The 14848-nt window shown below is 56.6% G+C and carries 14 protein-coding genes; 4 read left to right on the top strand and 10 right to left on the bottom strand.

Translation table 11 applies throughout. From position 1 onward, the window contains the following. The first annotated feature begins 197 nt into the window (after positions 1-197). On the top strand, positions 198-458 hold the full coding sequence (locus GOV79_RS22255) for a hypothetical protein (protein WP_174839534.1): 261 nt from the start codon (positions 198-200) through the stop codon (positions 456-458). A gap of 70 nt (positions 459-528) precedes the next feature. Here the strand turns inward: GOV79_RS22255 and tcuB are convergent, their stop codons facing one another. The 3 genes from tcuB to GOV79_RS21635 are packed head-to-tail and all read right to left on the bottom strand — an operon-like array spanning position 529 to position 3684. Then, a complete protein-coding gene (gene tcuB, locus GOV79_RS21645; protein ID WP_170791711.1) occupies positions 529-1608 on the bottom strand; it encodes a tricarballylate utilization 4Fe-4S protein TcuB in 1080 nt (359 codons plus the stop codon). After that, positions 1598-2992: an FAD-dependent tricarballylate dehydrogenase TcuA gene (gene tcuA, locus GOV79_RS21640; protein WP_170791710.1), complete on the bottom strand. Its 1395-nt coding sequence runs from the start codon at positions 2990-2992 to the stop codon at positions 1598-1600. Before tcuA ends, tcuB begins: the two co-directional genes overlap by 11 nt. An 11-nt stretch (positions 2993-3003) precedes the next feature. Continuing rightward, positions 3004-3684 carry a GntR family transcriptional regulator gene (locus GOV79_RS21635; protein WP_170356258.1) on the bottom strand — a complete coding sequence of 227 codons (681 nt, stop codon included), beginning with the start codon at positions 3682-3684 and terminating at the stop codon, positions 3004-3006. Between the two features lie 123 nt (positions 3685-3807). Between GOV79_RS21635 and GOV79_RS21630 the strand changes: the two genes are divergently transcribed. Further along, positions 3808-4827: an AbrB family transcriptional regulator gene (locus GOV79_RS21630; protein ID WP_331252783.1), complete on the top strand. Its 1020-nt coding sequence runs from the start codon at positions 3808-3810 to the stop codon at positions 4825-4827. On the opposite strand, the gene GOV79_RS21625 is transcribed toward GOV79_RS21630, so the two are convergent. The 5 genes from GOV79_RS21625 to GOV79_RS21605 form a co-directional block, all read right to left on the bottom strand. Then, entirely contained in the window at positions 4796-5776 is a 981-nt protein-coding gene (locus GOV79_RS21625) for a D-2-hydroxyacid dehydrogenase family protein (protein ID WP_170791708.1), read from the bottom strand. The genes GOV79_RS21630 and GOV79_RS21625 overlap by 32 nt on opposite strands. Before the next feature lie 14 nt (positions 5777-5790). Next, positions 5791-6009, bottom strand: a complete 219-nt coding sequence (locus tag GOV79_RS21620; protein ID WP_170775669.1) for a hypothetical protein — start codon at positions 6007-6009, stop codon at positions 5791-5793. A 51-nt stretch (positions 6010-6060) separates the two neighbouring features. Next, positions 6061-7149 carry a 4-oxalomesaconate tautomerase gene (locus GOV79_RS21615; protein ID WP_170791707.1) on the bottom strand — a complete coding sequence of 363 codons (1089 nt, stop codon included), beginning with the start codon at positions 7147-7149 and terminating at the stop codon, positions 6061-6063. A gap of 88 nt (positions 7150-7237) precedes the next feature. Continuing rightward, on the bottom strand, positions 7238-9268 hold the full coding sequence (locus tag GOV79_RS21610) for a tripartite tricarboxylate transporter permease (protein ID WP_170791706.1): 2031 nt from the start codon (positions 9266-9268) through the stop codon (positions 7238-7240). A gap of 79 nt (positions 9269-9347) precedes the next feature. After that, positions 9348-10436, bottom strand: coding sequence for a type 2 periplasmic-binding domain-containing protein (locus GOV79_RS21605; RefSeq protein ID WP_170791705.1), 1089 nt, complete (start codon positions 10434-10436; stop codon positions 9348-9350). 139 nt (positions 10437-10575) lie between these two features. Between GOV79_RS21605 and GOV79_RS21600 the strand changes: the two genes are divergently transcribed. Together GOV79_RS21600 and GOV79_RS21595 are read left to right on the top strand one after the other, a co-directional pair. Beyond that, positions 10576-11244, top strand: a complete 669-nt coding sequence (locus GOV79_RS21600; protein WP_170791704.1) for a response regulator transcription factor — start codon at positions 10576-10578, stop codon at positions 11242-11244. Then, entirely contained in the window at positions 11241-12623 is a 1383-nt protein-coding gene (locus tag GOV79_RS21595) for a sensor histidine kinase (protein ID WP_331252782.1), read from the top strand. Before GOV79_RS21600 ends, GOV79_RS21595 begins: the two co-directional genes overlap by 4 nt. 461 nt (positions 12624-13084) lie before the next feature. Here the strand turns inward: GOV79_RS21595 and GOV79_RS21590 are convergent, their stop codons facing one another. Both GOV79_RS21590 and GOV79_RS21585 read right to left on the bottom strand, forming a co-directional pair. Further along, entirely contained in the window at positions 13085-13246 is a 162-nt protein-coding gene (locus tag GOV79_RS21590) for a hypothetical protein (protein WP_170791703.1), read from the bottom strand. Positions 13247-13491: 245 nt separating this feature from the next. Then, a complete protein-coding gene (locus tag GOV79_RS21585) occupies positions 13492-14781 on the bottom strand; it encodes an L-fuconate dehydratase (protein WP_170787812.1) in 1290 nt (429 codons plus the stop codon). Positions 14782-14848: the final 67 nt, after the last annotated feature.

The following is a 14848-nucleotide window of genomic DNA, read 5'->3' as shown; positions in this document are numbered from 1 at the left end:
TTGCACCGTACCTGCTGACCGATTTTCTGCAGCCGATTATTCCGGCAAACAGGCGTGTCGTGAACCTCTCATCTGCCGCACAAGCCCCGGTGAACATCAGGGTCATGCAGGGCAATGTGCCGCTGGCGGACATGGAAGTCTATTCTCAGAGCAAGCTGGCGACCCGGGAATGAGCCAAATCCCAAGCTGATGCGCCTGTGATGGTCGCGGTAAATCCCGGATCACTTTTGGCCTCGAAAATGGTGCAAGAAGGCTTTGGCGTTGCCGGGAATGGCATGAACATCGGTGCGGATATCCTGATCGAGGCCGCCCTGGGCGCGCGGTTTGCTGACCCATCAGGGGCCTATTTCGACAATGACAGTGGCGCTTTCGTAAACCCGCATGCCGCAGCACTGGACATAGATCACGTTGCCGACGTCATGAGCACCATCAGAGAATTGATCGCCCAAACGGGTTGAGCCAACCTGCGATCGCATCGAAATGCGCTTCAATTGCGACTTCTTTTTCTCCTTTAGCGCTAGAAATTTACTAGCAAACACCTGACAACTCTCTCTTCCGCTGCGCGTCTCTGACCAAAGCCGCGAGCCGATAGAAGCCATGAGCCATCTTAGTGTAGGGCGTCAGCAGGAAGAATGTCAGAACCGATCCAAGGTGGATGGCAAGCAGCGCGGGCATCAGAATAGTCGAACCAAGGGCGTAGAGGACCAGCCCGCTGAGGCCGACAAAACCGAGTAACAGGATAAAACCGATGTCCCCACCCCATGCAGACGGGTCGCCAAGCTCGCGATCCGACTTTTGCTTAAGCAGAGCCATCGCTCCACAACCCACTGTCAGCAACACACCGCCCGAAATCCCGAACAGTTTTGGCAACGACCAAAACCCGTAGGGCGCGTGCAACCCAAACCCGTAGTGCATAATCGTTGCCACCGAGGTCGACGCAAAGCACAGCAGGAAGCCGTACATGATGGCTTGGTGAATGTGGCGTCGGGCCTGACTGAACCGGTCTTCGTCCTCGAAATTGCAACCCTCGCCGTGGCCTGCGGCCAAGTCCTGCATCTTGCCAGCGCGTTTGAACGCAGCTATCAGATCAGACATTTGGATAGGTTTGCCACCAACCTCCGTCCAATAGCGCCTCAGGCTGATAGCCAAGCTAAAGAGTGGCAAAAGGAATGCGGGCGCAAAGATTGCGACCATCGCATTGTGGGACAGGACGGTATAGAACCCCTCTCCTCCGCTTGATCCGATGGCACGAATTGCCCAGAACAACAGGGCAAATCCGATTACAAGCGCCAAGGCTATGGCCCCGCCGTGTGTGTGAAACCGGCGCCCCAGAGGCTGCGGCCAAGCGAAGCTTTTCCAGCTGTTCCGCCGCACTTCGGCCAGAGCTTTCGGCAGGTTCAGGTCAAACTCGTGCGGAGCTGTGTACTGACAGGCGTAGTAGCACCCCCTGCAGTTGTGGCACAGGTTGGCCAGTTGCGTGATGTCCCCATCAGAGAACGCGCGTTCCGCGTGCAGCGACGGGAAGACCGAACAATAACCCTCGCAGTAGCGACAGGCGTTGCAGATCTCTGCCTGACGGCGGGCTTCTTGAATAAGATCAGTTTGCATAGGCTGCAGCCTCACGTCCTGCGATACGTCCAAAAACGGTTCCGATGGTCATGCCGAAGCCGGCCAGATACCCCTGCCCCAGGATCGAACCCGCCATCGTCTCGCCCGCGGCCCATAGGTTTTTGATCTTGCCGCTGGGAGTCGAACACTGAGCCGTATCGTCGACCTTCAGGCCCAGATAGGTGAAGGTCACACCGGTGCGCAGCGAGTAGCCATAAAATGGAGGCTCGATGATCGGACGAGCCCAGTTGGTCTTGGGTGGCGTCAGACCCGAGGTTGTGACCCCGTCCAACTCAGTTGGGTGAAATCCACTGGTGTCGCCGCATGCATCGTTGAATTCAGCAACGGTCGCCTTCAGCTTGTCGGCGGGCAGGTCCATCATTCCAGCCAGCCCTTCCAAGGTGTCCGCCTTTAGCGGAGGGAACACCGAGGGCATGAACAGGTTCAGCGACTTCGCATCGATGATCACATAGCCTACCTGATCCGGTTGCGCGGCAACCAGACGCCCCCAAATCGCATAGCGTTTGGGCCAGACGTCTTCGCCCTCGTCATAGAACCGCTCGGCATTCTTGTTCACGACGATTGAAAACGGCACGCAGTCTAAACGGGTGACGATGCCGCCGTCGAACTTCGGCGCCCGCCCGTCAATGGCGACGGCGTGGCATTGGGTTGGATCGCCGACGCTCTCGACGCCTTGATCCAACAGATCAGCCAGCACAACCCCCCGGTTATAGGGCGTCCCCCGGATCAGGAAGTTCTTTGCTGGCTCGCCCCATGCACGGGTGAGCCAATCCGTGTCGGCCTGAAACCCGCCCGAGGCGACGATGACGGCCTTGGGCGTGATGCGATGAGATTGGCCTTCATAGGTGTAGTCGACCCATTCAATCTGGTCGCCGTTCAGCTCAAGATGCGTCACGGCAGCTTCGTAAAGAACATCCACGCCCAAAGCTGCCGCTGTGCGGTAGTAGGCGTTCACCAGAGACTTCCCGCCCCCCATAAAAAACGCGTTGGTCCGCGCCAGCGACAATGTCCCGGACAGAGAGGGTTGGAACCGCACGCCGTGTTCTTCCATCCACGGCAGGCATTCCTCGGAGGTGCGGATCGCGAGGCGAGCTAGATGTTCGTCGGTTTTGCCGCCAGTGACCTTGAGCAGATCTTCAAGATACTCATCTTCACTATATTCTTCGATTAGAGGGCCCAGAGGAGCACCATGCATACAACGAAAATTGCGCGTATGACGGGAGTTCCCCCCACGATAGGGTTTTGGTGCCGTTTCGAGGATCAGAACACGGGCGCCTGCCTCGGCAGCAGTCATCGCCGCGCAAAGGGCAGCATTCCCACCGCCGATCACAGCGATATCATAAGCTTCCTTTTGGGTGGCCATATCCTGTCTACCTATTGATTTTCGTCGGTTGTCCGGTCGCGTTCTTGCAACGCCCGAATACGCATCCGTTGTGCGGCCTGAATATGCGCGCGCATTTCTGTTTCAGCCGCTGCACCATCGCGGGCCTTTAAGGCAGCCATGACGCGCTTATGCTCTGCCACTGCTGTCTCGGCCCGATCACCGTCCAGCAATTGCGATGGCCCAAGGATCAACAGCGCTTTTTGCAAAGACAACATAGACTTGGCAAGAAACCGATTCTTTGCCGCATCCAAAAGTGTGGCGTGAAAAATCCGGTTGATCCGAGCCGCCTCCGAGCCGGTGCCTGCCTCGGCCAAGCGATCGTTCAAAACTCCCAACTCGTCCAATTCGACATCCGACGCAGCACGCGCTGCTAAACGGGCCGCAGTTCCCTCGAGCACCGCGCGCATCTCATAGAGTTCCATTACTTCGGCGTAATCGAGGCTGCGTACGGTTGCGCCCTGCCGGGGCACATGAGTGACTAGCCCGTCGGCCTCCAACTGACGGATAGCCTCCCGCACCGGTGTGCGGCTGACCCCTAATCGTTCTGACAGCTCAATCTCACGCAAGCGTTCGCCAGGCAGCAGTGTGCCCTCGCGAATCTCATCCAGCAGGCGTTGATACGCTGAATTGCCTTGCGGACCAGGCTGTAAAGGGTCGTCTTGAATGGTCATCGAACGCTCACTTGTCTTCTTGCGTCCAGTTGTATACATTTGGATACACACCGAGTCAATATTGTCGGAAACTGCGCTTTGCCCACCCAAAACAAAACACCTTCTCTCCTGACAAAGCGGGCCGTGACACTGGCCCTTGCACTACTGGGCACCGGAGTATTTTGGGCGTTGAATCTGCCGCTGCCCTTTCTGTTCGGCCCAATGAGCGCGTGTCTCATAGCCGCCCTGGCGCATGCCCCAATGGAAGGTTTTGGTCAGGTCTCGGTTGCAGCGCGCACCATACTCGGCGTTGCAGTTGGGGCTTCGATAACCCCTGCGCTGTTTGTTGAATTGCCAAAGATGGCAGCGTCTATCGCACTGGTCCCGTTCTTCATCCTGCTGATCGCGTTGGTCGGAGTGCCTTTCTTTCGCAAGTTCTGGGGGTTTGACTCCACGACCGCGTTTTACGCTGCCATGCCAGGCGGATTGCAGGACATGATCATCTTTGGCGCCGAAGCAGGCGCCAACCCGCGAACACTTTCCCTGATCCACGGAACGCGCGTGCTGATCATTGTAACGCTGGCCCCCCTGTTGCTGACAGTGTTCTACGATGCCCAGCTCACCAACCCAATCGGAGAGCCCGCGCGCGACCTGCCAATACATGAGCTGGCACTGATGGTACTGGCCGCTCTTATAGGCTGGAAAGGCGGTGAGCGGATCGGCCTGTTCGGTGCATCTATTCTCGGCCCAATGATCCTGACAGCAGCCCTATCACTGGGGGATTTCATTCATACCCGACCACCGCGCGAGGCCATCCTTGCAGCGCAATTCTTTATTGGCTGTGGGATAGGCGTGAAGTTCGTGGGCGTCACTTGGGTCGAACTCCGCCGGGTGGTTGCAGCGGGCGTCGCCTATGTCATCGTCCTTGCGATCCTCGCAGCCGCTTTCACTGCTGTTGTCACCACGCTGGGCTTCGGTCAACCGGTCGAGGCTTTCTTGGCCTTTGCCCCCGGCGGACAGGCCGAGATGACAGTGCTGGCCATCGTTTCGGGTGCGGATCTGGGCTTTGTGATCACCCACCATCTGACAAGGATCGTGCTGGTTATCATCGGCGCGCCTATAGCGGCCAATCTTATCCTGCGCTGCTCCAAACCTCGGGGTTGATCATGTGAATAGGGGCACCTTCAGCATAGGCGTTCACCTGATCGAAAATATCTGCGAATTGCAGGTCGAATTCGTCCTCAGTCACAAAACCTATATGCGGTGTCGCAATCAGGTTCGGGTGCGATAGCAAAGGGTCATTCGGGTCGGTGAGCGGCTCGGTATCGAAGACATCAATTGCGGCCTTCCCCGGGCGACCGGCGTTCAGCGCATCCAACAAAGCACCCGGAGCGATCAGCCCGGCCCGGGAGGTGTTCACAAACATCGCGCCCGGTTGCATCTGCGAAAAATCTGACGCTGTGATGATACCGTTCGTGTTGGGCTTCAGGCGGACGTGGACTGAGACAACATCGCAGTTGGCAAAGAACGCTTCGCGGCTTGTGGCAATCTGCACGCCGTCGGCCTGCGCGCGTGCCCGGCCTTCATCCGAAGACCACCAGACAACATTCATCCCGAATGCCTCGGCATAGCCAGCAACAGCGCGGGCGATACGGCCATATCCATACAGCCCCAACTGCCGCCCTCTCAGGGTCTTGCCAACCCCGGCCTGCCAATGCCCCGCTTTGACTGATGCCATCTGCGCAGGCAAGTCGCGCATCCCGGCCATGATTAGTGCCCATGTCAGTTCGGCTGCGGCATATGAGGGCGTCCCGCCATGCATGTTCGAACACAGCAGCACTCCGTTATCCGAGCATGCCTGCACATCGACGTGCGGATACACGCTGCGCTGGCTGATCACTTTCAGGTTTGGAAGATTTTCAATCAGATCGCGGGTTATCTTGGTGCGCTCGCGAAACAAAACCAGCGCCTCAGCCTCCTGCAAGCGTGTGGCCAACTCGCTGGTATCTTCGACATGATCTTTCCAGACCTTCACATTATGGTCGGACAGTTTTCCGAAGCAAGGAAGGCCCTGCAGTGTGTCAAACCAATCATCCAGAATATGAACTTTCATCGACTTCCTATAGCCTACTCGGTGCTCAGTTTTCTTGGCGTCGGCACAAAATTAAGTTTGTCGAGTGCTTCAAGCGCATTGCGAACGCGTTCGCGTTGATCCAGCAGATGGTTGAATTGCTCATCGCACCCGGCAATTGGCGTTGGGTATTCCGCGATATCCTTTCGCAAAGCCGACTGCGCCAGCCTGAGTTCCTGACGCGCGATATCAAGGCATTCCGAATAGTCGTCCATCGTGATATCCTCATTATGTATACTATTGTATACCAATTAGAGGTTCCCACTTCAACTACCGTTCCACGCGGATTCCGGAACATAAACATGCCCATCCGCCAATTTACGCGCAGTCCTCACCAAACCGGCAGAAATTACGTTGAACTCCCCGTCATTCGAGAAGTCCACCAGAACGTCGATCTTGCCTGAGGCATGCTCCAACACAACGTCTGCCGGGCTTGAATCCGGGCGATCAAGCAACCCGTCTGCGACGGTTCCGGGCGTCAAAGCGCAAGATGCCATGCATTGCGCGCCCGTGACGGCCATTGTCGGGTGAGTTTTCCATGGCATGAAATACCGAACCGCAAGGGTTCCACCTTCTCTGGCGGGTGCCATCAGGCCGAATTTCGGAGTAACCGATTTCGATACGTCCCCCATACCCATCCGTTCCCCGGCTTCGATCCGCACGGCCTCCATCCGATCAAAGAAAGCAAGGTTGGCATCCAGCTCTTCGGCGCTTTCATATCCTGTCAGTCCGAAATCCGCTGCCCGGGCTATGACCATCGGCATGGCGACATCCATGCACGTCAGCTCGATCCCCTGCACTGTATCGTGCAAATTTCCGGTGGGTAGAAATGCACCTGTTGCCGAGCCCACAACGCCCATAAAGCTCAGTTGCACCGGTGCAGAATGACCGGGAACCCCGGCGATTTCCGCATCACCCTCGTAAACCAACTCACCGCCCGGGGTTTGCACTTTGGCAACGACACGGGCGCCTGTATTAACTGCGCGAATGCGGATCTCGGTCACGTCGCCGGTGGGCTGAAACAAACCCATTTCGATCGCAGCTGGACCGACTCCTGAGAGGATGTTTCCGCAAGTAGGTTTGAAATCAACCAGCTTCTCATCAACAGAAACCTGCGCGAAGAAATAGTCGATATCCGCCCAGTCGTCTTCGCTGACGGATAACATCGCCACTTTGGTCGTCACTGCGTTTCCACCACCGATCCCATCGATATTGAGTGCTTGTCCAGCCCCGAGGGCAGCGACAAGAACATCGGCCAAAGTGTCCAAATTTTCGGGCAGATCAGAGCGCCGAAAATATGGCCCTCGGGACGTGCCACCGCGCATGAAAACATATGGGATTGCTGTCTGGGTCATTGCGAACCCTCCTTTACAAACCGTTGAAGTTTCTGATTTCAGCCCCGCCTGGCCCGCCAAATTGGCAGGCCGGGCAGCCGTGGAGTGCCTACTTGAGCGGCCATGGCAGGTTCACCATGTCTTGCAGTAGACCCGGCGGGAAATCGCGGTTCAGAGCACCGGCCATGAAGCACATGAAACCAATGCCGCAGGCCGTCAGGAGCAGCGTCATCTGCCAGCTGGACCCGGCGCGAATGCGGAAGAATGCGATCAGAAACCCGATCAGAGCGAGGATGAATCCTACAACCCATGTGGCCGCGATCAGACCTGCAAACCATGCGAGGGTCGACCAAAGTCCATGCGGCGCGCTCGCATCCTCACCGGCGAGTTCTTTGTCAGCAAAGATCGAATCGCCCTCGGGACGCCGCATCATTTGGATCAACAGGATGACGCAGCAAAACAGCGACACGCTGCCGATCACCAGCGGGATGATCTTGTCGGTCATGTTGTAGTCAGGGATCATGTTGGCATTGATCAACGCCACGATCAGGTAAGCCATGATCACCAGCAGGAAGATCAGCGGCGCGCGCTTGCTGCCGGATTTGACCTCACCTTCGGCCATGATCATCTTGGCTTGACGAATGCCCAGAATAACCGAAACCACGGTGACCACGATCAGTACGATAACGATCGGGCTGAAGACATACTCCATCCCCTCACCAAAGCTTTTGCGGAAGCGGAAAGAGGCTATCTGGAACGCCTGGTTGGTGAACTTCTCAACCGGGTTGGACAACACGAACCCAATCAGAAAGGCCGGGCGCGACCAGTCGAAACGGCGCAGGAAAATGCCGATCAGACCGATGACGAACAGAGCCAGCAGGTCTTCGAAATTCTGACCGGACTGGAATGCCGCGAAGCTGATCAGCATGAACAGAAACGGCGCAAGATAAGTGAAGCGAATTGTTGTCAGTTTGGCGATCCCGCCCGAAGCCGCGATACACAGGATGGTGCCCACCACGTTGGCAAGAGCCAGCAACCAGACAATCGAATAAGTGATGTCGAGATTATCCTTGAGCATGCTAGGCCCGACCTCGATATCGCCAGATCCCAATAGTGCGACAGCGCCGATAAAGATCGCCATTGAACCCGAACCAGGGATACCAAACAGCAGCGTTGGAACCAGCCCCCCGCCCTCCTTGGCGTTGTTCGAGCTTTCCGGCCCGATGACGCCTCGCACTTCGCCCTTTCCGAAGTTGCTTTTGTCTTTTGTCGATTGAACCGAATGGCCATAAGCGATCCAGTCAACAACCGAGCCTCCGAGGCCGGGAATAACACCAACGACCACGCCAATGATCGAACAGCGGACCGACAGCCAAATGTTCGCGGCCCAGTCTTTGACGCCATCCAGCCAACCAGCCCCTAGCGAAGCGCCCTTGGCAATGGATCGGTCTTGTCGTAGCAGCGAGACGATTTCGGGCACCGCAAAGATACCCAAGCCAACGATGACCAACTTCAGACCATCGGTCAGGTAAGGAATGTCATACGTCGCCATACGCAGCGAACCGCCTGCGTCCGCCTCGCCAATCGTACCGACCATCAGGCCCAACCCTGCGGCGGCGACACCCTTCAGCGGAACACGCCCGGCGAGGATAGCGACCATCGACAAGCCAAGAATGGTGATCATCAGCATCTCGGGCAGACCGAATGCCAGAACGATGGGCCGCGCGATCAGGATAAACATGGTCAGAAATGTTGCGCCGACCAAACCGCCAAACAGCGATGACGCAAAAGCCGCTGACAATGCCCGCGCGGCCTCGCCCTTTTTCGCCATCGGGAAACCGTCCAACACTGTCGCCTGTGAGGCGGAACTGCCGGGGATGCCCATAAGAACCGAGGCAAAGGTGTCAGAGGTCGGAACAACGGCGACCATCCCGATCATCAGCGCCAACCCAAGAATAGGGTCCATGCCGAACATGAAAGGAAGCAATAGGGACAGACCAGCAATACCGCCAAGCCCCGGGAAAACACCTACTGCCAGTCCCATAACGACACCGAGAACAAGGTACCCCAGAACAATTGGTTGCAGGATCAGACCCCACGCATCACTGAGCGCAGGAAGAGCGGTGGCGAAAACCTCCATAGCGGCCGCCTTTCATAAATTGTCTTGTGTTTGGAAAAGCGCGCGCCCGACATTGGGGCACGCGCAGTGGTGTTTGGGCTTAGTTCAGCTCGACACCATAGGCTTCTTTGAGCCAGTTCAGGACATAGGCCTTGGCGTTGTCGTCGACGTTTGTCGCAGTTTGCAGCGCCGACTTGGAGCCGTCACCAACAAACACAGGATATTTGCCCACGCGCTTCGAGGAGATGTCGGCAAAGTCGCCTCGCTCGGTCACAGCTTGGAACGCTGCGGTGTAGGCGTCGACCACTTCCTGAGGCGTGTCACCCGGCAGGAAGGCCAGCTTCTGAACCGGGAAACCGGCCACAAAGAACGCTTTCCACGCATCCCATGCCTCACCGCTGGTTTCACAGCCATCGGTCGCTTCGCATACTTCTTTGAATGTCGGGATGTCCGGGAAGGTCGGGTCGCGCACGATGTTGCCGTCCGCATCCAGAGCACCCCAAGTCATCATCGGCACAGCCTGACCGGATTCAACCAGAGGTGCCGATCCACCCAGATAGCCGGACGAGGTCTGATAATCGATGTTGGCTTCACCTCGCTCGAACATCAGGCGACCATCGCCACGGCCTTTGATGCCAAAAACAGGCTCAACATTCATGCCCAGCATTTGCCACGCCAGCAGCGGTACAAGATCAAGGCGTGTCGCGCCCTGCGAACCGTAAATAAAGTTTGTGTCTTTCAGCGCGTTCGCAGAGCCATCAAACTTTGCTCCGTCTTCGGCGTTCAGATAGGCAACACCACCGGTTCCTGACGCCATAACCGGGATCCAATCGTTGTACTCGTAGCGCACGCGAGGATCGCTCAGCAGATATGGGAATTGAGTTGAACCAGAGGTGCCAAACAGCAGCGTCCCGTCGTCATGGCTTTGCTCCTGAAACCAGTTTGCGCCTTTGGTCGAACCAGCGCCCGGCATGAATTTCACGACAACTGTCGGTTGACCCGGTAGAGCTTCCGACAGAAGCGGCGCAAAGAAGTTGGCCCATTTGGCAGACCCGCCCGTTTCCGAGAACGGGATGACCCATTCAACTGTCTTGCCCGAGAAGTCGACCTCGGCAGCAGCAGGTGCGGCGATACCGGTGGCGGCGATCAGCCCAACGACGGCGCGACGAGTGAAGTTGGAAATGGTCATTGGTTCCTCCCTGTTGACCAGACAACCACGCTAGCGCCCTCTGCGCCACCGTGATCGCAAATAGAACTGTGGGGTTGATTCCCCCTCCCATCTGGCAATCATGGAGCGCCAACCTTGCGCGAAACTTGCAGGAGCCCTGATGCGGATCGTCATCGTCGAAGACAACGAGACCCTCGCCAACGCTATTGCCTATCGTCTGCGTGACCGCGGTCATGCGGCAGAAGTGCTTGCGGACGGCAACGAGGCTGACTTGTATCTTGCGCAAGAAGGCGCAGACTTGGTTGTTCTGGATATCAATTTGCCCGGACAATCTGGGCTGGAGATCCTGAAATATCTTCGCAATCGTGGTGACGGCGTACCGGTGATCTTGCTTACCGCCCGTGCCGAAACAAGCGACCGGGTTTCAGGTTTGGATATGGGTGCAGATGATTATCTGGTTAAGCCGTTCGAAATGGACGAGTTGGAAGCACGCATCCGGGCGCTTTCTCGACGCAAAGATCTCGACTACGGAGCTAAAGAGAGCATCGGAGGCCTAGAGTTCGACCGTGCCGCACGTCAGGTCAGTGTCCGAGGCGAAGTTATGGATATACCGCGGCGGGAAATCGCGGTGCTTGAATGCCTGTTGGAGCGCAGGGGCAGAATTGTTCCCAAAAGCCAACTAACAGACTACGTCTATGGCGTAGGTGCCGATGTCGAGGCCTCTGCCGTTGAGCCTCATGTATCTCGGCTGAGAAAACGTCTTCAGGATCTCGGTATTAGAATAAAGACAGCCCGTGGTCTGGGATATCTGCTTGAGGTGCAGAAGTGATCAATCACGGCTCGCTCAGGTTAAGACTTTTCATTCTTATCCTAACCCCTTTGGTACTAATTGCAGCCTTGCTTGGTCTTTGGCGCTTTATGATTGCACAGAATACGGCGCAGGAATTGTTCGACGACAGCCTGTTATCTGCTGGCCTAGCCATATCGCGAGATGTTGCGATTTCGGGGGGTGATGCGCTGTCACCAACGACACGCAGCATGATCCGCGACGCGTCGGGCGGAGAGATTTTTTACCACGTAACAGGCCCCGGCGGCATCTATGTGACTGGCTACGCGTACCCTCCGGCCGCCACAAACCCATCTGCTCAAGAGGTGTACAAACCGCAGTTTTTCGAAGCGCTCTACCGCCAAGAACCAGTGCGCGTTCTTAAGATGACGGAACGCGTGACCATAGACAATCTAATCGGAGATGCGACAGTTACAGTTTGGCAACGCATGGCGGATCGCAATGCGTTTGCGAATGAATTGTCTATCCGCGCAGGAATTCTGATGGGCGTTCTGCTGGCCACCCTCGCTATTGTGGTGTGGTTCGGTGTCGCTCGTGGCCTTAGGCCGTTGTTGGATTTGCAGGACGCAATTGACCTGCGTTCACCAGATGACCTCAGTGAGATCAAGCGCGCTGTCCCAGTCGAAGTTCAAGGAGTTGTCAGAACCCTGAACCGGCTTTTTGAACAGGTGGAAAATAGTATCAGCGCCCATCAAGTGTTTATTTCCGAAGCAGCACATCAGCTGCGAAATCCGGCGGCAGCCGTGCAGTCAATGGCCGAAGCGCTACAGGACGCGAAAACGGATGACGACCGAGAAAAACGCATCTCAGAGCTTGTTGCGGCTGCAAAAAACTCAGCGACGGTGGCGGAACAGCTGTTATCGCTTGAAAGGCTCAGGCAGCCGACGCACGAAAATCAAATGGTTGAAATTGACTTTCGCTCGGTCGTGGAAGAAGCCTGCGCTGAGATGGGAGTTAATATCCTTGCAAAGGGCATCGAGTTCGATGTCACGATGCCTGAGACGGCGGTCACGGTGTTCGGCGACCGTGTCTTTCTGATTGAGGCTCTAAAGAACCTGCTGGATAACGCGGTCAAACATGGTGGCCCAAAGTTGAGCCAAATCTCAGTTGTGCTGCGGTGTGACGGCAAATGCGTCAACCTAACTGTGACCGACGATGGTGCTGGCCTTTCACCAGACCAAAGCGAAGCGGCATTCAATCGGTTTTCTCAGTTGGAGTACTCCGAGGGCAGCGGATTGGGGTTGTCAATCGTCTCTGCAGTGGCGCGGCGCCACGGAGGAATGGTCGAAATCAACCTAGTCGAAAGAGGAGCGAGCATTACGCTTGAGCTCCCCATAGTCCTGGACCGTTCTTTCGATTGACCGCGTCGGGCTCTAACCAGTTCTTCGCTGCACTTGGCCCAAACGCGCCCCCAACCCGCCAGCATCAGCGACCCACATCAGCCCTCCGGAACGACGCGTCAGCGGACGTTTCAGCACCAGTGGGCTGTCGATCTGGCTGTCTAGGCCGCGCCCATTAACCACCTCTCTAGCGGTTAAAATACCCCCGAATTCGCCCCAATTTCTCGGGCTTCGCTGAAAAGCTGAGTCTAATCATTGGTCGGCAAGGAATCCTACCACCCCAACCAGTTCATCGGAACATGGAACGACACTCAGCTCTTGGGGTTGAACCTTCCGAGAAATGCCCCGGTTTATACCACAGTGGTTTCGGGTGTTTAGGGTGCGTCCTCAGAGATCGTTGATACGGAATCGACCGATATGTTTTTGTATTCAGCCGCCATCTTATTGAACAGATCCAAGTTCACATGGGCTTTCCAGCGACCCTAAGGCCGCAGAGTAGACAGGTAACCCGAGATGCTAACCGGGCCTAAAGACTGACCCAGGAACGCAGCACCGGCAAATGGCATGTCAACCGTACCCAGCGACAGCGCCTCATTCAGCGCAGCCTCTTCGCTCAATTGCGAGGGCGGGCAGACCTTCAACATGAAACGATCGATGGTCTTTTCTTACAAAAGCTCGGCGACACGCACAGCCGCTGTAAGATATGGTGTTGAAGCCCCGTGGACACGGCCAAAACGCAGAGTCTACTTTACCAGACCAGCCTTTTCTCCGAGTGCAAGAACACGGGCGATCCCAAAGGCGGTTTTTTTAAATTTCATCCTTAGGAGCAATTCCTTCGGGTTGCTTGAAGACCTTCGCCGGTCTACCGAAATTGTTCAGACCTTTGCATTTATTCCGCCGCCAGTTCCGCTGAAAAACGGAAATCTTCGATGGTTTCGGGTTTTATTTCGATCGAGAACCCTGGCTTTTCCGGCGCCATATAGGCCCCGTTTCTCACCACACAGGGATCGACGAAGTGCTCGTGCAGGTGATCGACATATTCGATCCGCTTGCTGTCTTTCTCGCCCGAGATCGCGATGTAATCGATCATCGACATATGTTGGACATATTCGCACAGACCCACGCCCCCGGCATGGGGCCAGACGGGCAAGTTGTATTTCGCGGCCATCAGCATGACGGCCAGAACCTCGTTCAATCCTCCCATCCGACAGCTGTCGATCTGAACGATGTCGATCGCGCCTTCTTTGATGAATTGTTTGAACATGATCCGGTTCTGGCACATCTCACCCGTCGCCACTTTGACCGGCGCAACCCCTTCGCGGATTTCCTTGTGGCCAAACACGTCATCGGGGCTGGTGGGTTCTTCGATGAAGTACGGGCTTGCAAAGGACAGGGCCTTGACCCAGTCGATGGCCTGATCCACTTCCCATACCTGATTGGCGTCGATCATGATGTTTATGTCTTCGCCTAGAACCTCGCGGGCGATGGTCAGACGACGGATGTCATCGTCAAGGTCGCGGCCCACCTTGAATTTGGTGTGGGTAAAGCCTGCGTCCTTGGCCTCCTGACACAGGCGGCGCAGCTTGTCGTCGGGATAGCCCAGCCACCCGGCCGAGGTTGTGTAACACGGGTAGCCTTCGGCTTTCAGCTTGGTGATGCGGTCGTCTTTGCCCGGCGCGGCGGCGCGCAGCATGGCCAGCGCTTCGTCCGGGGTGATCGCATCGGTCAGATAGCGAAAGTCGATCAGGCGCACGATATCTTCGGGGGACATGTCACCCACCAATTGCCAGACGGGTTTCCCCGCCTCTTTCGCCCACAAATCCCACGCCGCATTCACCACCGCGCCCGTAGCCAGATGGATCGCACCCTTGTCCGGCCCGATCCAGCGCAACTGGCTGTCTCCGGTGATATAACGCCAGAAGCGGCCCATATCTTCGGTGATCCATTCTAATTCCAAACCCTTGACCAAAGCGCCAAGCGCTTTGATCGCGGCCACGCAGATCTCATTGCCGCGCCCAATGGTGAACGTGAGGCCGTGGCCCTCATGCGCACCATCGGTTTCCAGCACCACATACGCGGCGGAATAGTCGGGATCGGGGTTCATCGCATCCGATCCGTCCAGACTGTCCGAGGTCGGAAAGCGCAAGTCTTCGGTTCGAATGCCGGTGATGCTGGTCATGCGCTGGCCTTTACATCCTGCCGTTGCACGCCCAGTCCTTCGATCCCCAACTCCATCTTGTCGCCGG

Origin of the sequence: Ruegeria lacuscaerulensis (genome assembly GCF_013034745.1) — a bacterium.
Taxonomy (GTDB): Bacteria; Pseudomonadota; Alphaproteobacteria; order Rhodobacterales; family Rhodobacteraceae; genus Ruegeria; species Ruegeria lacuscaerulensis_B.
Note: the sequence above shows the minus strand (reverse complement) of the source record. Positions and strands in the feature narration are given on the sequence as shown.